At 34.7% G+C, this 20756-nt stretch carries 18 protein-coding genes and 1 riboswitch; of the genes, 16 read left to right on the top strand and 2 right to left on the bottom strand.

Going from position 1 to position 20756, the window contains the following annotated elements; genetic code table 11:
• Positions 1-26: 26 nt before the first annotated feature.
• The 9 genes from D9782_RS12860 (at position 27) to D9782_RS12900 (ending at position 8087) form a co-directional block, all read left to right on the top strand.
• On the top strand, positions 27-503 hold the full coding sequence (locus D9782_RS12860; RefSeq protein WP_205601732.1) for a TRAP transporter small permease: 477 nt from the start codon (positions 27-29) through the stop codon (positions 501-503).
• A complete protein-coding gene (locus tag D9782_RS12865) occupies positions 493-1797 on the top strand; it encodes a TRAP transporter large permease (protein WP_121604943.1) in 1305 nt (434 codons plus the stop codon). Before D9782_RS12860 ends, D9782_RS12865 begins: the two co-directional genes overlap by 11 nt.
• Positions 1798-2061: 264 nt before the next feature.
• Positions 2062-2108: riboswitch (PreQ1 riboswitch) on the top strand.
• 86 nt (positions 2109-2194) lie between these two features.
• Positions 2195-2860 carry a 7-cyano-7-deazaguanine synthase QueC gene (gene queC / locus D9782_RS12870; protein WP_026681714.1) on the top strand — a complete coding sequence of 222 codons (666 nt, stop codon included), beginning with the start codon at positions 2195-2197 and terminating at the stop codon, positions 2858-2860.
• Entirely contained in the window at positions 2857-3306 is a 450-nt protein-coding gene (gene queD, locus D9782_RS12875) for a 6-carboxytetrahydropterin synthase QueD (protein ID WP_121604944.1), read from the top strand. The genes queC and queD overlap by 4 nt, the downstream gene beginning before the upstream one ends.
• Positions 3287-4009, top strand: coding sequence for a 7-carboxy-7-deazaguanine synthase QueE (queE, locus tag D9782_RS12880; protein ID WP_121604945.1), 723 nt, complete (start codon positions 3287-3289; stop codon positions 4007-4009). Before queD ends, queE begins: the two co-directional genes overlap by 20 nt.
• Positions 4010-4284: 275 nt before the next feature.
• Positions 4285-4479 (top strand): hypothetical protein, encoded by a 195-nt coding sequence (locus tag D9782_RS12885; protein WP_121604946.1) that lies wholly within the window; start codon positions 4285-4287, stop codon positions 4477-4479.
• Between the two features lie 8 nt (positions 4480-4487).
• Positions 4488-5660: a rod shape-determining protein RodA gene (gene rodA / locus D9782_RS12890; RefSeq protein ID WP_121604947.1), complete on the top strand. Its 1173-nt coding sequence runs from the start codon at positions 4488-4490 to the stop codon at positions 5658-5660.
• The gene (gene ftsW / locus D9782_RS12895; RefSeq protein ID WP_121604948.1) at positions 5661-6776 is read left to right on the top strand and encodes a putative lipid II flippase FtsW; all 1116 of its coding nucleotides are present in this window, start codon (positions 5661-5663) and stop codon (positions 6774-6776) included.
• Between the two features lie 132 nt (positions 6777-6908).
• Positions 6909-8087, top strand: coding sequence for a hydroxymethylglutaryl-CoA synthase (locus D9782_RS12900; RefSeq protein ID WP_026681720.1), 1179 nt, complete (start codon positions 6909-6911; stop codon positions 8085-8087).
• Positions 8088-8847: 760 nt separating this feature from the next.
• Here D9782_RS12900 and D9782_RS12905 read toward each other — a convergent pair.
• Complete coding sequence (locus D9782_RS12905; protein WP_121604949.1) at positions 8848-10026, bottom strand: MFS transporter; 1179 nt, start codon at positions 10024-10026, stop codon at positions 8848-8850.
• Positions 10027-10896: 870 nt separating this feature from the next.
• Here D9782_RS12905 and D9782_RS12910 point away from each other — a divergent pair.
• The 5 genes from D9782_RS12910 to D9782_RS12930 all read left to right on the top strand — a co-directional run bounded on the left by D9782_RS12910 (position 10897) and on the right by D9782_RS12930 (position 15766).
• Complete coding sequence (locus D9782_RS12910; protein ID WP_121604950.1) at positions 10897-12588, top strand: peptide ABC transporter substrate-binding protein; 1692 nt, start codon at positions 10897-10899, stop codon at positions 12586-12588.
• A 618-nt stretch (positions 12589-13206) separates the two neighbouring features.
• Positions 13207-14142, top strand: a complete 936-nt coding sequence (locus D9782_RS12915; protein WP_121604951.1) for a ring-cleaving dioxygenase — start codon at positions 13207-13209, stop codon at positions 14140-14142.
• Between the two features lie 307 nt (positions 14143-14449).
• Positions 14450-14605: a hypothetical protein gene (locus tag D9782_RS22935; protein ID WP_161629274.1), complete on the top strand. Its 156-nt coding sequence runs from the start codon at positions 14450-14452 to the stop codon at positions 14603-14605.
• 137 nt (positions 14606-14742) lie between these two features.
• The gene (locus tag D9782_RS12925) at positions 14743-15546 is read left to right on the top strand and encodes a carbon-nitrogen family hydrolase (RefSeq protein ID WP_308035987.1); all 804 of its coding nucleotides are present in this window, start codon (positions 14743-14745) and stop codon (positions 15544-15546) included.
• A gap of 28 nt (positions 15547-15574) precedes the next feature.
• Positions 15575-15766 carry a hypothetical protein gene (locus D9782_RS12930; protein WP_026681725.1) on the top strand — a complete coding sequence of 64 codons (192 nt, stop codon included), beginning with the start codon at positions 15575-15577 and terminating at the stop codon, positions 15764-15766.
• Between the two features lie 319 nt (positions 15767-16085).
• On the opposite strand, the gene D9782_RS12935 is transcribed toward D9782_RS12930, so the two are convergent.
• Positions 16086-17045: an LCP family protein gene (locus D9782_RS12935; RefSeq protein WP_121605881.1), complete on the bottom strand. Its 960-nt coding sequence runs from the start codon at positions 17043-17045 to the stop codon at positions 16086-16088.
• Between the two features lie 342 nt (positions 17046-17387).
• Between D9782_RS12935 and D9782_RS12940 the strand changes: the two genes are divergently transcribed.
• Both D9782_RS12940 and D9782_RS12945 read left to right on the top strand, forming a co-directional pair.
• A complete protein-coding gene (locus tag D9782_RS12940; RefSeq protein ID WP_026681727.1) occupies positions 17388-18020 on the top strand; it encodes a DUF1232 domain-containing protein in 633 nt (210 codons plus the stop codon).
• A gap of 665 nt (positions 18021-18685) precedes the next feature.
• The gene (locus D9782_RS12945) at positions 18686-20755 is read left to right on the top strand and encodes a BglG family transcription antiterminator (RefSeq protein ID WP_162986394.1); all 2070 of its coding nucleotides are present in this window, start codon (positions 18686-18688) and stop codon (positions 20753-20755) included.
• Position 20756 lies beyond the last annotated feature (1 nt).

Consider the following 20756-nt stretch of genomic DNA (forward strand, 5'->3'; position numbering starts at 1 on the left):
GAAGGTGTGATTAGATGGACAGCATAATGAAGCAATTAAGTAGAGTCATTCATTATATTGCTCAAGTCATTCTATTATTGATGGCGATCTTGATTACATTAGATGTACTCAGTAGATGGATTCTTAAAGCTCCTATCACGGGTACGGTCGACTTTACGGAGCTAGGTCTATCACTTGTCATCTTCTTAAGCCTAGCTTACACACATGTCAGAGAGGGACATATTACAATTGACTTTGTAATTGAGCGATTCTCAACTCGTATACAGTGGATATTTGAATCTGCCATTAATTTGTTAATCACGGGTTTAATGCTACTTGTAGCATGGAGTACCTGTGAATATGCAATTCGTCTCTTTTACGCTCATACGGTAACAGGTGATTTACGTATTCCACTTTTTCCGATCGCCATGTTAGCAGTTATAGGGACAATATTATTCGCGCTAACCGCATTTCTGCATGCTATTCATTATTTGCAAAAGGTGGTTCATTCAAATGAGTCCTGAAATAATCGGTTTTATTAGTATTATTGCATTGATTGTCTTGTTATTACTAAAGGTTCCCGTAGGTATTTCTCTTTTATTTGTAGGCTTGACAGGTACAACATTAATAAGAGGTTGGGATGTGGCATTTGCTCAGCTCGGTAGGACTCCATTTGACACGGCGAGTTCCTATTCGTTAAGTGTTATCCCATTATTTATTTTGATGGGCATGATTCTTTCATACACGGGATTGGGAAAGGATTTATACAAAGCTGTAGACAGTTGGGTTGGTCATCTTCGGGGAGGATTAGCAATGGCCACCATTGGTACTGCAGCCATTTTTTCTTCCATTTCTGGTTCACTTAATGCGACAACTGCAACCGTTTCTAAAATTTCACTTCCTGAAATGGAAAAATTTAAATATCAACCGAGTCTATCGACAGCTTGTGTAGCAGCAGGTGGTACACTTGGAATATTAATTCCGCCAAGTGTGATCTTAATTTTATATGGAATTCAAACAAGGGAAGCAATTGGGGCATTATTAATAGCAGGTATTATTCCTGGTGTCATTCAGGTCATTATCTTTATGATTATTATTGCAATTCTTGTTCAGCGTAATTCAACATTAGCACCTGCGAGATCTGAACAAGCAACAATTCGTGAGAAATTACTTACATTAAAAAATGTTTGGCCATTTTTAGGCTTATTCTTAATTAGTATTGGTGGAATCTACTTAGGTGTTTTTACACCAACCGAAGCTGCGGGTGTAGGAGCAATGGGTGCAATTATTTTCGCTTTTTTATCTAGAAGACTTGACTGGAATAAACTAAAGCAATCATTTAATGAATCGTTACGGTTAACTGCCTATATCTTTTTAATACTTATCGGAGCTACATTATTTAGTCAGTTTCTCACAATTAGCAGACTACCTGTGAAGCTTACTTCCTTTGTGAGTGGGTTAGAACTTAACGCATATGTAATTCTGATCTTAATATTAATTGTATTATTTATATTAGGATGTTTTATCGAAGGCTTATCCTTAATCGTTTTAACGCTTCCAATTATTTATCCGATTATTATGGAACTTGGATTTGATGGTGTCTGGTTTGGAATTATTATGGTGATGGCAATCAATATAGGATCATTAACACCCCCGTTAGGAATTAGTATCTTTGTTATTAAAGGAGTCGCGACTAATATTCCAGTACAGACAATTTTCCGAGGAGCTGTGCCTATGATCATTGGGATGATCATTTGCATCGTATTGTTAATCGTATTTCCGCAAATAGTAACGATATTACCTAGCTTAATGAAATAAAATATATTAAAGATCTTCTAAAATGCAAAAGTATTGCTATACATATATCCCTTCGTTGAAAATAACCGATCATTGCTTACGGAAAATTAAAAGCTCTAAATTCTTCAGAAGTGGGCATTGCTTTATAGCCGAACTTCTGTGACTTATACAAATAGTAATGAACCTATTCAAGCTACATTTATAGTGAAAGAAAGAAGTATCTTTCATAATTAGTTTATGAATGATAAACTAGAGCTGCAACTTAATTAAGAAATCTGTAAAAATACAGGAGAGGTTCGCAATTCCATCCCTCTATAAAAAACTAAGGAGACCAAAACAACACCCTTCTTAGTGTTGTTTTTTTGATGGGAAATGCTAGTTAACGAACACTCTTCTTTGTCGAGGAGGAGAAGCGTCGATGAACGACCAAAAAGCGATAGTTGTATTCAGTGGAGGCCAGGACAGTACTACTTGTTTGTTTTGGGCGCTGAGAAAGTTTGAACATGTAGAAGCAGTAACATTTCAATATGGTCAGCGCCATATCGAAGAATTACAAGTTGCGAGAAATATTTGTGAACACTTGGAAGTTACACATCATCTGTTGGATATGAGTTTGTTAAATCAGTTAGCACCAAATGCGTTAACTCGAAAAGATATCGAGATAACAGAAAATGAGGGAGAGCTACCATCTACCTTTGTCCCTGGAAGAAACCTTATGTTTTTATCGTTCGCAGCAATTTTAGCTAAGCAAATAGATGCCAAACATTTAGTAACTGGTGTCTGTGAAACGGATTTTAGTGGTTACCCAGATTGTCGGGATATTTTTATTAAATCACTGAATGTAACAATAAATTTAGCAATGGATGAACAATTTGTTTTGCATACACCGCTTATGTGGTTGGATAAAGCAGGGGTGTGGGAGTTAAGTGACCAGCTAGCGGCTTTTTCATTTGTGAAAAATAATACGTTGACCTGCTATAACGGAATCAAAGGCAGTGGATGTGGGGAATGTCCGGCATGTAAATTAAGAAAAAATGGGTTAGAAAAATATGAAACTAATCGGAAGAGGGAGCAAGCAAAATGATACAACAAATCTATCCTGTTCCACATCATAACTATTCCTATGAAATTAACAAAGACTTTCATTTTGCAGCAGCACATTATATTCCACATCAAGACACTGGGAGATGTCAGTCCATGCACGGACATACATATTTTACAAATATTACGATTGTTGGTGAAACACTTAACCACACAGGATTTTTAGTTGATTTTAAAGAAATAAAGGATTTGATTCATAAACGCTTTGATCATGGTGTTATGAATAAAGATATTGCTTTTTCAAATGTGTGTCCTAATACCTTTCCAACAACAGAAATTGTTGCTCGGACGATTTATGAATTAGTACAGGAATATTTAGATGGTTTTTCGCATTCTCCGCGTTGTATCCAAGTGTATTTACGGGAAACGCCTTCTAGTTATTGTGTTTATCGTCCAAAGGAGAATATAGATGAAAATACCAGTAATTGAAATATTTGGACCGACCATTCAAGGGGAAGGAATGGTTATTGGAAGAAAGACCATGTTTATACGAACTGCTGGTTGCGATTATTCCTGTTCATGGTGTGATTCAACATTTACATGGGACGGATCAGAGAAACATCTCATTCAAATGATGGAAGCAGAGGAAATAATGCAAACCTTATATCAAAAGGGTGGAGATCAATTCGGCCATGTAACGATTTCAGGTGGCAACCCAGCGTTACTTAGCCAATTGAGTCGCTTGATTGATTTACTCCATCACGAACAAATAAAAGTTGCTATTGAGACACAGGGAAGTAGATGGCAATCGTGGTTTACTAAAATTGATGATCTAACGTTATCACCAAAGCCTCCTAGCTCAGGGATGAAAACCAATTATCAAACGTTAGATTTTATAATTGATTCGTTACAACATCGACAAAAAGGAGAATATAGCTTAAAAATTGTGATATTTGATGAGGGTGACTTAACATACGCTGAACAGATTCATAAAAGGTATCCTCAGGCTAAATTATTTCTTCAAGTAGGAAATGATGAAATTGGTATGGAAAGTTCAGATAAATTGATGGAGCACTTACTTCAGAAATACGAAGCGCTTATTGAACGTGTAATGACAAACAACATCTTAAAAGATGTGCGGGTGCTCCCTCAATTACATACCTTTCTCTGGGGGAATAAACGCGGTGTATAAGAACACGATGGAGATGAGATATATCTTATCCTAAAGCCTTCACTTTTAAAGAAAAATGATAGGGAAAAATTATAAATATGTAAAATATTTTTACAACCAAAAAGCCGAACTAGATTCAAATGAGAGCGGGTAAAACGTTTCGAATCTAGTTCGGCTTTCTCTTTGGCTAAATTCTTATCTCAAATTCTATATTGATGACTTATTGTCATTTTTTGTTGACATTATGTCATCATGAAGATAAGCTAAATGAAGATACGCTTGGGAGGAATAAATTCATGACAGCGGACAATTGCAATTTTCGGCATGGTCATTATTTTCATGATCAATTTCTATCAGTTAGCCCATTTAGTAAAGTGTCAACAATGGATAAGGTTACTATGTTAACTATTTTGAATGGGAAGCGACAGGGAGCATCAATCATTTACTGGTGTTTAGGAGAATACATAAACTCTATTATCTATGAAAGGTAACTAAATTCATGAAGGACACTACGTTTAGCCGTATACGTTTTTTAATTATTATCTTAATCTGTTTATTTTTATTTAGTCTGGTGGCTGTGTATAGTGGGTCTGGTCAGTATGCAGTGGCAGATGAGTTTTACTTTGTAAAACGACAATTGTTTTGGTATATAGTTGGATTTCTTATGTTGATCATGGTTGCTTGGTTTGACTATGAATTACTAGAAAAATGGGCTTTTCCAATGTACCTTATTGGGGTTTTGATGTTAGTCTATGTCCAATTGTTCGGTACAGTAAAAAATGGTTCTCAGCGATGGATAGATTTGGGGATCTTTCAGTTACAACCCTCTGAGTTTATGAAACTATTTTTAATTCTTTATATTGCTGTTCTTTTAAAGAAGGCTGGTAGTAAACGTCTATCATTCATTGCTAGTATTCCAGTTGTATTAAAGGTTTCCATCGCAACGGTAATACCATTATTTTTCGTATTAATGCAACCAGATTTAGGTTCGGGCTTAATGATCGTAGCCTCTACATTGACGTTTTTATTTGTCTCCCATATTTCTACAGCTATGCTTTTATTGTTAACCGTTAGCTTAATTGCTTTAATTATTCTACTAATAACCTTATACTATTTGAATTTTGAGTTGTTTTCTCGTTTTTTTCAAGATCATCAATTATCTAGAATTTATGGTTGGTTGAATCCGAATGAATTTGCATCCGATTATGGTTATCAATTAAAGCAGGCTATCCTAGGTATTGGTTCTGGGCAATTAACAGGAAACGGGTTTAACCAGGGTGTGCAAGTCCAAAATGGGCAAATTCCAGAAGCGCACACTGATTTTATCTTTACGGTTATCGGTGAGGAATTTGGATTTATAGGTGCAAGTATATTGCTATTGTTGTATTTTCTACTAATTTACCAAATTATGATGACTTCATTTCATTCAGGTAGCTTGTTTGGTGTTTATCTTTGTATTGGTATTAGTGGGTTAATGGCATTTCAAATTTTCCAAAATATTGCTATGACAGTTGGTTTGATGCCAATAACGGGTATTGCACTTCCTTTTCTCAGCTATGGTGGTAGTGCTTTATTAACTAATTTAATTGCATTAGGAATAATAGCTAGTATCCGAATCAGATCTAATCGTCGCTATGTATTTGGAAAAAATGTATTGACACAAGGTGATTAAATGAAAGAAAAAATACAGCAAATGGATTATCTCTTATTAATAACTGTTCTTTTGTTATCGGCATTTGGTTTAGTAATGGTATATAGTGCTAGTTATCCGATTGGGTATGAAGTTTATCATAATAGTACTCATTTTTTTGTTAGACAGTTTCTTTGGGTGTTAATTGGTTTCTTATTCTTGATAGTCACCGTACTTATACCACTGCATCGGATAAATAGAATGGTTCCATTGCTAGTTATATCATCTATATTTTTTTTAGTTCTTGTATTAATTCCTGGTATTGGAATAGAAAGGAATTATGCACAAAGATGGATTTCAATAGGTAGATTTGTCTTTCAACCAACAGAAGCTATCAAAGTTTCAATGGTTATATATTTTGCCTATATATATGCGAGAAAACAATCGTATATTCACAAGTTTGGCAAAGGTGTTCTTCCACCTCTTCTGCTATTAGCAACTGTATTTATGCTTATCTTATTACAGCCAGATCTTGGAACAGCCTCTCTAATTCTATTTTCCTGTGGAATTATTGTATTCTGTTCTAGAGTTAGATTTATACATTTAGTCGCGCTAGGTACTATTGCGATCTTAGGTGTAAGTTATTTTGCATACACATCACCGTATCGGTTGCAACGCTTAACATCTTTTCAACAGCCATTTGAAACCGCTGCTACTGATGGGTATCAACTCATAAACTCCTATATCGCAATAGCAGCAGGAGGAATAACTGGTAATGGACTAGGGAATAGTGTTCAAAAATTAGGTTATCTACCTGAAGCTCACACGGATTTTATTATGGCAATTATAGTAGAAGAGCTCGGCATAGTAGGTTTAATTATAGTGCTAGCAGCTTATTTAATGATTTTCTATAGAGGCATTCATATAGCTTTTCAACAGAGACATATGTTTCCCAAATTATTAGCTCTGGGCTTGACATTTCAAATAATTATTCAAGCTATATTAAATCTTGGAGCAGTTTCTGGAATGTTACCAGTTACAGGGATTACGCTTCCTTTTATAAGTTATGGGGGTTCTTCTTTGCTGTTTATGCTAATTTCTGTTGGAATATTAATTAATATATCTACATTAAAATATGAAACCGTTAATACACGATGATTGTTTTTGTAGTTAGATTATATTATCATTTATGGTGTTGGTAATAATAAAGGAAACGATTGTGAAGAGAATCACTAATGTAACGAATACGATGGTTATAAAAATGACATTAGTTAGTAAAGGAGTAGAACATTGAAGATAGGTATAGACAAAATAGGGTTTTACACACCACATTTATATGTAGATATGAATAAATTAGCTGTGGCTAGAGACGTGGAGCCAGAAAAATTTACGATTGGAATTGGTCAGGAAAAGATGGCTGTTGCTCCAATTACACAAGATTCAGTGACAATGGCTGCTAATGCAGCTTGGAATATACTAGATGATAAAGATAAGGAAAACATCGATTTTATTATATTCGGTACAGAATCTGGAATTGATAATTCAAAAGCAGCAGGTGTGTATATTCACGAATTACTCGGATTAAACCAACATGCACGAACAATTGAGGTAAAGCAAGCCTGTTACGGAGCTACTGCTGGAATACAGTTAGCAAAAGGTCATATCGCCTTAAATCCAGATAGTAAGGTGTTAGTGTTGGCATCTGATATTGCTAGATATGGATTGAATACTGGTGGTGAGGCTACCCAGGGTGCAGGTGCAGTTGCAATAGTGGTTAGTGCTGATCCGGCGATTCTTGCGTTAGAGGACAAAAGCGCATATTTAACATCTGAAGTAATGGACTTTTGGCGCCCAGTATATTCGGATACAGCTATGGTAGATGGAAAGCTTTCTAATGAAAAATATATTTCTTTCTTCGAAGAAGTATGGGAAGATTATAAGAAAAAATCATTATTGACGTTAGCTGACTTTGCAGCCATTTGCTTCCATTTACCATATACAAAGATGGGTTTAAAAGCATTACGTACGATATATGAGGAAGGAACAACAGAAGATAAAGAACGTCTTTTAGAAAACCTGGAATACAGTAAGCTGTATAATAAGCATGTTGGTAATATTTATACCGGTTCTTTGTATTTAAGTTTCCTTTCACTGCTTGAGCAGAATAAAGGCTTAGAAGCAGGTTCGAGAATCGGATTGTTTAGTTATGGATCAGGAGCTGTTGGTGAATTCTTTACAGGGATAATACAGCCGAATTTTCGTGAACATTTACTAATAGATCAACATGATCATCTACTATCATCAAGAAAAGAGCTATCTGTTGAAGCATACGAAGAAGTTTTTAACAATACGTTACCGACAGATGGTTCTAGTTTAGAATTAGACATCACTGCCGACCCTGCCAATATCACTTTAGCTGGTATAAACAAGCATATTCGTCATTACGTAAACAAAACGAATCACAAGTGAATATAATGATAAATCGGATTACTATAAGAAATCAGAAGCTTGTAGAGAAACTTTTTTGTTTCTTTGCAAGCTTTTTTATAGTCTAGGAAATTACACTAGCGTTGCATAAAAAATAACTGTAGAAGTTAATGAATATATTTTTGATCTCAATCAATTTGAACGATTTTTCTGATATTGGTTATATTTTATTTATGAAAAAGACAATAGGGCTATTATTTTTTTATATTGCAAAGCGTTACATCAAACCCCTTATAAACCTTCTGTATCAAGGTTTTGCTTGTTTTCAAGAACGTAGGATAAAGTAAGTTAATGAATCTAATTGGGGTACATTTGGGGGAAGATAGGGAACAAACAATGTACGTGGGTAGATATTATATGAGAGAGGACTTGAACCTCTCTCTTCCTATTTATATATTCTGTTAGAGAATTAATTTCCCTGCATTTATTTTTCTTTAACGTTTTTCTAAATGGTCTTTTAATCCACTGTAAATAAAACTGATACGAGACCCAACTTAGCAAAATTTTTCAACCGCATTTATTGCGGTTTTTGTTGCAAAAAAACCTAAATGGAGTTATTCAAAATACTTTGGTTTTCTATAGTTAAAGCACCCGTTACTTTAAGTACGATATTTCACATAATTCAATTAAAAATGCTTACTCTTATAATCGTATAATGGGTTCAGTCAACATTTTGTGAATTCTGTACGCTAAGGAAAATATCAACTAAAAAGACCTCTATTAACTAGAAGTGGATTTGCTATTATATCAATTTTATATATTTTTTAGACCTTTTCTTTTCATTTGAAAAATCCTTATAGACTAAAACTGCAACAAAAATAAAACTTAGACTAACAATCCTGAAGATCATCTCTAAACTAATCCATTCAGCTAAGATTCCTAATATAAATGCGCTGACTCCAACACCAATGTCAAAACTGGAAAGAAAGGTTGCGTTGGCAGCGCCACTTTTTTCTTCACTTACCTTTTGAACAGTCCATGTTTGTAAACATGGCATAACAGTTCCATAACCTGCACCAAATAAAATCGCTGCAATAATAAGATAAAGATTATTTGTCGTATATGATAGCAACACAAGTGACAAAAAACCTAGAATTGCTGAAACAATGATGATAGACCAAGGTCCTTTTTTGTCATACCATTTTCCTGTAAAAGGACGTAGTAAAGTGGAGACAGTCGCATTGATAAGGAAAAATAGAAAAATATGATCTAGTCCCTTTTGTTTTCCAAAAAGAACCAAAAAAGTAATAATTGCTCCAAAACCAAGTGTTGTAATGACCGTCAGTAATGCTGGGAACCACACGTCTTTCTCGAAAATCGCTTCAAAAAATTGAAATGATTGTTTCTCATGTTTAACAGGAGTAGGTGAATATACAAAATAAAGCGCAATTACTGCCAAAAGACTGAGTACTACTGATGACCAAATTAAAATATTGAAAGAAAAAGAGTCATAGATAAGGATACCTACACTTGGTGCAATGATAGCCCCAACCGTTGTTGAAATAGAAAAATACCCTATCCCTTCTCCTAATCGTGTATTGGAAATTAAATCGACTACCATTGTACTATTGGCTGTGGTTGATACTCCCCACGCTGCGCCATGGAAAAGTCGTAACAATAGCAAAAGCCAAATAATATTAAGAAAAGGATATAGCATTGTAATAATCATTAAAGCGGCACTTGCAATAATGGCAAGACTTTTCCGTTGGTTATCAATTAAATAGTAGCCTATAAAAGGTCTGAATAGAACAGCGCCTAGTGTAAATAATGTTGTCATTAGACCTACTTGAATGGAAGATGCATTCATGCTTAACAAATAGGCTGGTAAAATAGGTAACAACATCTCAAACCCTATAAAAACTAAAAAGTTACTTATAAATAAGAATATAAATGATTTAGTAAAGATTTTTTGCTTTTTCATATTATTATCCCTCGCTTCTAATTATTATTCTAAATTAGAAGCGCTTGGAACACTGAAACATTTCTATATTGCCTAAGCCTTTTAAACAATTTTCTCACCCTTTCTAAACTTCTGGTTCCACACAAATTATTGCAACAGTTTTTTTCGTTATTTGGTAGTTCCTTATCTGGTCTTTTTACACTTTTTTATGAATTCATCCAACAAGAGGATGAATACACATATACAACACAATTCTTCTCTTGTATATGCAAAAAAGACACCATATAAAAACCGGCGTCTAGTTACTAATTAGTATTTAATCAAAATGCACAAACAATTTAACAGTTTCTACAGTTCTAAAATAAAAAGACAAAAAGCTTCCGGTATCTGGTTTCTATATGAAGTTTGCTTAAAAAAGGACAGACTGATCCCGTTAAAAGTATATCTCCTAGATGTAAATATGACTTTACTTCTGTTGCAATTCTTCTGAAAACAGTTTCCATGACTTTTTGCCTCCCTTTCTTAATATTAGAAAATAATTTTATTCATTTTAATATATATTGATAAAAAAAGCAAATCCATCTGAGGATACGTTATTGGCATTACAAATCATTTTCAATTATAATTAATCCTTCTTCCAATAACCTGCCAGCTTCATGTTACGTCTTTTTTTCGTTACTCTTGGTGAAAATTCTCAAACATTATTATAAGTTGTTTAGAAATTCTACCAGCTGAATTAATGTAATTTTGTGTTTTGATAGTTTATTATTAATTATCATAAATAAATTAATTTTCTAAAAAATACTTTACAACTTTCTTAAGTTAAAGGTATAATTCTTAGTAAGTTTTACTAGCTTCTGCATCACTAGGAAAATAAAAGGGGGCTTTATTATGAGGCTAAGAAGCTGGATATTATTCCTTGTATTTGGTCTATTAATCAGCGTAATTGTTGCCTGCTCCGGTGAGAGTGAGGATGCATCGACATCTGAAGGGGAAACAGATGAGGCAACAGCAGATACGAATGAAGAAAAAGAAGGAGAAAAGGTATTAAGTTTTATTAACCCCGAAGCAATCCCGTCAATGGACCCTTCACTTGCAACTGATGAATCATCTTTTATATATTTAGCAGCCACGACGGAGGGGCTTTATCGATTAGATGAGAATGCGCAACCCGTAGAAGGGATCGCAACTGACCATGAAGTAAGTGACGATGGACTTACCTGGACGTTTACTTTACGAGAGGATACAGTTTGGGAAAATGGAGACCCTGTTACTGCCCATGATTTTGTTTATTCATGGCAGCGGGCTGTTAATCCAGAAACCGGATCAGAATATGGTCCATATATGATGAATGGTGTCATAAAGAATGCAACTGCAATTAGTTCTGGAGACAAGCCTATTGAAGAGTTGGGTGTTAAAGCTGATGGAGATTATACACTAGTAGTAGAACTAGAGAATCCTACAGCATACTTTGAATCTTTAACAACATTCGGTACCTTTTTGCCATTAAACCAGAAGTTTGTTGAAGAGCAAGGTGATAATTTTGCTACTAGTTCCGATACACTTTTAGCTAATGGACCATATAAAATAGCGAATTGGAAAAGTACTAGTAGTTCTTGGGAGCTTGAAAAAAATGAAGATTATTGGGATGCCGATACTGTGAAAATGGATAAAATTAACTTTGAAGTGGTAAAAGATCCTCAAACGTCTGTTGATTTATATGAATCAGGAAAGATTGATCGTGTTGATCTAACTTCAGATTTAGTTGATCAATATAGTACAAATGATGATTATGTCATTACTCCTGATACATTCGTTTACTTCATTAAATTTAATCAAACGACAACGGATGCTACTGCAAATGTAAATATTCGAAAGGCAATCAGTAAAGCATTCAACAAACAAGCGCTTGTTGACGAAATTTTAAATAATGGATCCATTGTTGCTAATGGTCTGGTTCCAGCTGATTTCACGCCAATGCCTGAAACTGGTGAAGACTTCAGAGAAGTTAATGGAGACCTTGTGACGTATGATATTGAAGAAGCGAAGAAATTATGGGAAAAAGGTTTAGAAGAGATTGGTAAAGATTCTGTTGAACTTGAACTGTTAACAGACGATGATGAAACAACAAAGTTAATGGTTGAGTATATTGCTAATCAGCTTTCTACAAACTTACCAGGTCTTAACGTTACGTTAAAGCAAGTACCTAAAGAGCAGCGGCTTGATCTGGATACAAGCATGAATTATGAAATTCAAGTTTCTAGATGGGGTCCAGATTTCCTTGATCCATTCACGTATATGAATCTTTGGACAACAGATAGTGGCAATAATATGATGGGGTATTCTAATGAAGAATACGATAACTTAGTGAATGCAACTACTTCCTCCTTAGCTACAGATAATGTAGCTCGTTATGAGAACTTTTTAGAGGCTGAGAAAATCCTTTTTGAGGACGCAGCTATTGCGCCGATTTATCAGGCTTCGAGAGCACAGCTTGTTTCTCCGAAAGTAAAAGGTGTTTTTGTGAATCCGTTTGGAGCAACATATGAATACAAATGGGCTGATGTAGGATCCGCTGAATAATTTAATGTACATGTATTAGGAGAGTCTGGGACAAAACACAACTTTTTTACTCAAAATACGAATAATCATGTTATCAATATCAGTATCATCGCCGCACCGTGAAAATATACGCTCTTTCCGCGGGCACGGCTTCAGCTAACTTGGTAAAGAAAAACACGTTACCACGTGGATCTTCGGACTCGTGCTGTTCCCGCCGGAGTCTCGCTTATTTCAGGTGCTAAATGAATGAGTTTAATCAAAAAAACGAACGATAATTAATTTATGATAATTATCGTTCGTTTTTTACTGTTTCTTCATTTTTTTGTGATAAAGAATTTAAAATATAGAAGAATACCCCTCTCACCCATAGCATTTTCACTCAGCCCATACAGTATAACCGTTAAGTGACTAAGTTTGGAGTTCTAAATTGCCTTACCTTGTGCTGCGGTGCTTTTAAGCAGACCAATTATCGCTTCATTGAGCCTATTACATAATAGGATTTGATTCCTGTAAATGTTTAGCTAGTCAATTACTTGAATAATATAGTGTTAGGTTGACAAACTAAGCATAAATCGCTATTATTATATTTAATTAATAATACTTTAATTAAATATAATTCATCAAAGGAAGTGTATAGTTGTGAAAAGAACAGCGGGAATTCACCATATTTCAGCAATTGTTGGCCATCCGCAGGAGAATGTAGATTTTTATGCAAGTATATTGGGGTTGCGACTTGTGAAGAAAACGATCAACTTTGATGATCCGGGTACGTATCATCTTTACTTTGGAAATAAAGAGGGAAAGCCAGGAACAATCATTACTTTTTTTCCATGGACCAATGCCTTTCCAGGTAAAATTGGTGATGGTCAAGTAGGTGTCACCTCGTATGCTATTCCACTGGGGGCGATGGATTTTTGGCAGGAACGATTTAGAGGTTTTGGCATCCAGTTCACAATGGAAAAGCGTTTTAGAGAAACGTATTTACGTTTTAAAGACCCCCATGGTCTACAATTAGAGCTTGTAGAGCGAGAAAACGGTGACCGGAATAATTGGACTTTTGGTAACATAACTCCTGAAGCGGCAATTAAAGGTTTTGCTGGAGTAACGTTATTTTCTTCGCAACCTGAAAAAACAGCGCAGGTACTAGAAGAAATAATGGGATTAGAGCGAATGGAAGAAGAGGACCTTATTCGTTTTCGGTCTTTTGGGGATATTGGAAATATGATTGATTTAAAAACTACATCTGCTGGGCGTGGACAAATGGGAGTTGGAACAGTTCATCATATAGCTTGGCGTGCTGAAAATGATGCCGACCAATTAGATTGGCAAACATATGTTAGGGAGAGTGGTTATAGTGTAACAGCAGTTAAAGATCGAAATTATTTTAACGCAATATACTTTAAAGAACATGGTAATATATTATTTGAAATTGCTACAGACCCTCCTGGATTTTCCCATGATGAATCATTAGCGACGTTAGGGGCAGCATTAAAATTACCAGAGCAATATGAGATTTATCGTGGGAAATTAGAAAAAACATTATTTCCTATTAAAATTAGGGAATTGGATCAATAATAATAAATTTGGAGGGGGTAGCGTAGGAGTGCTTTCTTTGAATCCAATACATTTAATTGGTAGTGTGGTACCGCGATCGATGGCATTTGAGACTGAAGACAGTACTATTCATGGAGCACCATCAGCTTTTTTAATATCGTATCGTAACATCCTCCAACCATTTCACAATCTTTTCAGCGCAAAGAGGATAGAATACAAAAGGATAATGTTAGAAATATTTTACAATCCAAAGCATTTGTAGTTCATATCGTAAATGAACAAATGTCAAGTAGACTAGAACATAGGGTGGTCATCTATCGGCAGGATTATGTGTTATCATGAAGATGGAGACAACTATAAGCAAGGGAGAATTAACCATACAGCATTAGGGGTAGTAGCATTAGGGGTAGTAAGTCGCTTTGCTGGTTCCATCACTAAGTTAGGTAATCGTTTTTCGATATCTGCCACAATAGAATGTAATTAAGTGAAGGTAGTCTTATAGAAACTGCTTTCGCTTTTCAATAATTTGAATATTGATAATTATGATAATTGTGATGTATGATACATAGTGGTGAAAAGCATAAAGGGCTAGAAGTAAAAAACGATGTTGGAGGGATAAGAATGATATTGAAATATGCTATCTATCAGATGGATATTGTCCCTGGTAACCCGTCCAAAAATCGAGCTAAAGTAAAAGAGTGGATGAAAAGAGAAGTAGCTAAAAATAAACCAGATGTTGTTGTGTTACCAGAAATGTGGACAACTGCTTATACACTACCATCATTAGATGAACAAGCAGATATAGGTGGTGAGCCAACAAAAGGTTTCTTACAAAACTTAGCGCTATCGCTAAATGTAAACATCATTGGGGGCTCAGTTGCAAATAAAGTGAATGATTGCTTCTATAATACGTCCTTCATTATTGATCGTAATGGAGTTGTTGTGTATCAATACAATAAGGTCCACTTAGTTCCTATGCTAGATGAGCATAAGTACTTAACAGGTGGTCAAAAGCCCCCAACAGTGTTTGAACTTGAAGGAGTAAAGATGGGTGTAATTATATGTTATGACTTGCGTTTTCCGGAGGTCATTCGTTCTTTAGCGCTTGAGGGAGTCGAAATTCTTCATGTCGTTGCAGAGTGGCCAGAGGCTAGGGCTGCTCATTGGAGAATCCTCCAATTGGCGAGAGCTATTGAAAATCAGATGTACGTTGTTTCTGCAAACAGAGTAGGAGAATATAATAATATTCTATTTTGTGGTAAGTCGATGGTAATCGATCCTTGGGGAGAAATAGTAGTGGAGGGTTCAAGGTATTCCGAGGACTCATTCTGCACACAAATTGATGCATCAACAGTTCCTCAAGTTAGAAAAGATATACCTGTTTTTGAAAGTAGAGTACCACACTTGTATAAAAAGTTGTTTTAGCACGGAAAATTAAAAGGGGAGGGTGGAAATGTTTCAAAAGATGAAAGATCCGTTGAAAAAATGGATGAATTCTAAGGTGATACAGGTGATTGGAAATATCGTTCTAATACTTATTGTACTCATGCTGTTTATAGTGGTTGGAACATTCGTTTACTTAGTAATCGCAGATCTATTATATAATGAATCTGCAATCAACGAAATTGTAAGTGATTACATATGATTTATTTTTTGTCTTAATAGATTATGTATGAATAGTAAAACAGATTAAGAAGCAAGCCTAGGTAAGGTTGAGTGTTGAATATTCCTGTATTAAGCAACAATAATTTTTGTCGTTACGTCCTATTCAATTTACTAAGGGGTGGAAAATACGAGTAAAAAATGAAAGGGTTTTCTGAAAATATGGATGCTGAAGTCGTGCCCGGAAAAATGAGTGTTTTCTTGATGAGCGATGATAGAGCCCGTTTTAAAAACGGAACTGTGTAGCTCTCTCACTTACACAGTCCCGTGTCTAGTCTATATTATCGTAAATTAGCTCGGACTTATTTATAATCGCTTTCTAAAAACGCTTTTAAAGCTTGCTTATTTTTTTCAAGATCGATGTTTAACACCGCTCCAGCATCTACATGTAAATTTGTATAAGAATTTTCGGTAGGGATGCGTAAGGTTTCTACTCCTTCGTTGGAATGTGTAAGTAAACCTTTACCTATCGAATATAAAATTTGTGTATTTACATTCGTATCTATATAAGCGTTGGTAGCTCCTAATATTTTTGGAAGTTTAACTAATTGATTGATCCTCAATGCTTGATCTTTTAATTTTGACAATACTTCTTGCTGACGCTCTACTCGACCGAAGTCATTTTGACTATCTTTTCGAAAGCGAACATAGCCTAATAATTGATCACCATGCAAAATTTGTTCGCCAGGATGCAGTGTCATGCCGATACCTTTAGACATTTCTTTTTCAATATTTACTTTTATCCCATCAGGTGCAACTAAATCTATAATTTTAGGAAAACCATTAAAATCGACGGTTGCATAGTAGTTAATATTAATATCAAAATTATGTTTAATGGTTTTTCTTAATAACTCTGGACCCCCGAAAGAGTAAGCTGCATTTAATTTTTGCATTCCATAACCAGGAATTTCAACGTATGTATCACGCATTAAGGATACAATTTTTATTTGATGTGTATGCTGGTTGTAATAACCAATCATCAATGTATCGGATCTACCTTTTTCTTCTCCTCGAGCATCGGTTCCTATTAAAAGTACTTTTATTTCTCCAAATTGTACTTCCTCTCCTTCAAATGGCTCAACAGTCGTATTGGCTACTCCTTTATTCATTGATAACCCCTGATTATATTGATATACACAGTAAATAATGATCATTGTAGTTAATAATGTTATCGATAAAATCAGTTTTCGATTTCGTTTCTTCCGTAATTTTTTTCTTTTAACTTGGTTATTGGCTGCTTTACCCAAATTTCTCACCTTCATCATCTGTATTGTACTAGTAAAACGTACTTATGCTTTCCTCTCTTGATAGTATAGTTGATATTACTAAAAGCTTCTTTTACAACTTACTCCCTTTATATGGAATTAAATATGATATAATTATTTTCCAATATACAGATGTGTTGATTTTTTGTCAACATTCTTTATAGATGGAGATGTCTTGGAGATAGAATGTAATTGAACTATATTAAGTGTTATTAAGAAATGGATTGTATTTTTGATAAATAACACATCATAATATGTTGACTTAAATACAACGTTTTTGACAAAATTATAATGAAGGTATAAAGTAAAAAAGAGTTTTATAGATGAGGAGTAGTGACAATGTCTCTAAATGAAAATGATACGTTAGGTTCTTTAGTAAAGGAACTCTTGCATAAAAAATCATTATCTATGCGTAAATTCAGTAAATTGACTTCCATCGATGTAGCGACGATATCGCGAATTGTTAATGGAAAGCGACGTGCTAACTTAAATCATTTACAAGTATTTGCTCAAGTATTGGACGTTCCGATTGTAAATTTGATGCGAGCTGCTGGTTATGAAATCGAAAAGAATGTAACTGATGATGCTAATGAAACGATACGACAAATGCAAAAAGTTATAGAAAAATCGGATATCCATCAAGAGGAATTTACCCTTGATTTGTTAGAGCAACGGTTATCTTCTTATCAACAATACTCTAGAACGGATGAAGGGGAAGAAATCATACGTAAGGAATTTAAAGAAAAAGTGAAAAAGGTAGCAGGTGTTGGACCATACATCCAACAGCTTCAGGATATATTTACGAAATTTACATTACGTAAGGGGAACGCAAAGGAACTAGCTGTAATGGGTGGTGTGTTAATCTATTTTATCTTAACGATGGACTTAGTGCCTGATTACCTATTTCCAATCGGCTTTATTGATGATGCGATTGCTGTTCAAACTGCAACCCAGCTTTTATCGCAAAAATAATAGGAGCGATGCATATAAAATGAAGCGTGTAGGTACTTTTTCAAATCATTTCAGGGTATTTATTTCTATTGTGTAAACCAAGTATTTTGGTATATGTTTGATTTTGAAGTCCTGGGGAAAAGAGCTTCCTTGAAATTGTCTGTTGAAGTATCTTCACAGCAGCCGATGACGATGCGTATACAGTAGTAAAATTAAATGAATCCAGCCAAATCGCTTTAAACCAAAGAAATTGAAAGAGCTGAATTAATGATAATAGAAAGTGAACAAAACACGGTGCTTGGAGTAGCAGAAATATAAAGTACGATTTGTATGTAATTTAGAGTATTCTATGATACTAGGTTAAACAGCAGTCGTTATATTATTGAAAAGACCTATATAAATGAAAGATTATATAAAGCGAAGATAGTTGATATTACTTGAACTATCTTCGCTTTTTCATGGATATAGGCTGTCTGTGATGTTGCTCTACTGTTTATTATTGCAAAATCATAATCTTACATTTTATGGTCTGTGAAACCTCTTACACAAACGTAATAATAGGGTTATAATTACGGTGTAAAGCGATGCAAAAATAAATCAGCTTTTTATTTTTGCAAAATTACTTTCTAGAAAGGTATTTCAAAATGGTATTAGATAAAAGGCGCGCGTACTTATTATCTATAGTTATGAAAGAATGTAAACCAATTCACACAAGAAGATTATCTGAATTATTGGGAGTTTCTCAGCGTACCATTTACTACGATTTAGACCAACTTAATAATTGGCTGACAGAGCAATGCTTAGAACCAATCCAAAATTGCTATGGAAAAGGAGTTTATTTAGTAGATAAGACTAGAAAAGAATTAATTTATCAAGGGATTATTGTGACGGATGACTATGCATATCAATTTTCAGAGCAAGAAAGAAAGTTACTCCTTACAATCAGGCTATTGACTGATAATGAGCCTTCTACTATGAGAGGCTTTATGGATATGACTAACATGAGTCGTAGTTCTGTAATAAAGGATATAAAGCATGTTAAAGCTTATTTGTCCAAGCATTATCTTCGTCTGCATTATACAAGACCAATCGGCTATCAAGTTGACGGTTCGGAAGAGCAGAAAAGGAGACTAGTTGCTCATATTTTATCCTATACATTATTACAGAAAGAATCAGATATATTTCAGAAAAAAATCTATCAAATTCTCAATCCGTTTTCTAAGCTGTACCATCAAGCTGACCATGCTAGGGAAGCTATTCTAGCTATCATTCATGAAGCGGAATGCGAACTTGGTTTAACGTTAACAGATGAAATGGTAGAAATGCTGTTAATACAGTTATTGGTAGTAGTGAAGCGAGTAAAGGCAGAACAAATTGTAGCAATTGATATAGAAGAAAAGAATGTATTACGTCAATCTGTATACTTTCACGCAGCTCAGTTCATATCTAATAGATTAACTACTAAATATCAACTGGAAATCCCAGATGATGAAATATGTTTTTTAACAATGAGCTTACTAGGCTTAAAGGTCCATCATGATGATTTTCGAAATTATACAGAACGAGAATTACGTGGTCTTCAACGTGTGGTTCATCGTATGGTATCAGAATTCCAAAATAATGCATGTGTCATTTTTGATGATCGAGATGGTCTAGAGAGGAATCTTATTTCACATATTAAACCAACATATTATCGTTTGAAGTATGACGTAAAATATTCCAATCATTTAACAGAGAGCATTCGAAAAAATTATGAAGAAATTTACCATTTTACAAAGCAAGTTATCGTTCATTTGGAGTACTATGTCGGCAAACAGATACCAGAGGATGAGATTGCATATATTTCTTTACATTTTGGCGGATGGTTAAAGAAAGAAAAAAAACAGGTGAATGTAAATTATCGGGCTATTATTGTATGTGAAAATGGGATAGGGACATCAAATATGCTAAAAACCCAACTGGAAAGCTTAATCGTTGGACTTGATGTAGTTGCTGTTCAATCCATCCGTGAATTTAATCAGCAACACCATCAGGTAGATGTTATTTTTTCAACGAATTATCTTAAAGAGAAGGATATCCCAGTTATTCATGTAGCACCGATTTTATCCAATCATGATAAGGAACGTATTTTAATGCAAGTGAATGATATGTTTAACATAGAAACCGTAACTCATGATGAAACGAATGCATTTATGGAGATAATTGCGAGGTTCGCTTCGATTAGAGATCCAATTGGCTTACAAGAGACTTTAAAAAAAATGCTGCAGGATCGAACTCATCATGTAAAGGAGATACGAAAACCAATGCTTAATGAGTTGTTAACAGAGAAAACGATACAGTTCAGAGATCATGTGTCTAATTGGCAAGAGGCTATTAAAGTAGCAGCAGAGCCTTTAGTTTTGCAAAGAGCAATTAAACCAACTTATGTTAAGGAGATGATCGATAATGTGAAGGAGATGGGCCCATACATCGTATTAGCACCAAACATAGCTCTGCCACATGCAAGACCAGAAACTGGAGTAGAGAGATTAGGTATGAGCTTTTTGCGATTAAAGGAACCAGTATATTTTTCAGCAAAGGAAAAGCACCGTGCACAGTTAATCATTGTGCTAGCAGCTATTGATAATGAAACTCATTTAACTGCGCTTTCTCAATTGACAGACCTTCTGTCGGTAGAAGAAAATGTACAGCAGTTAATTGCATCAGAAAATATACAAGATGTACAGAATATCATTAACCAAATTAATCTTATTTAGG

The organism is Virgibacillus sp. Bac332, assembly GCF_003667785.1.
GTDB classification, from domain to species: domain Bacteria; phylum Bacillota; class Bacilli; order Bacillales; family Amphibacillaceae; genus Virgibacillus; species Virgibacillus salarius.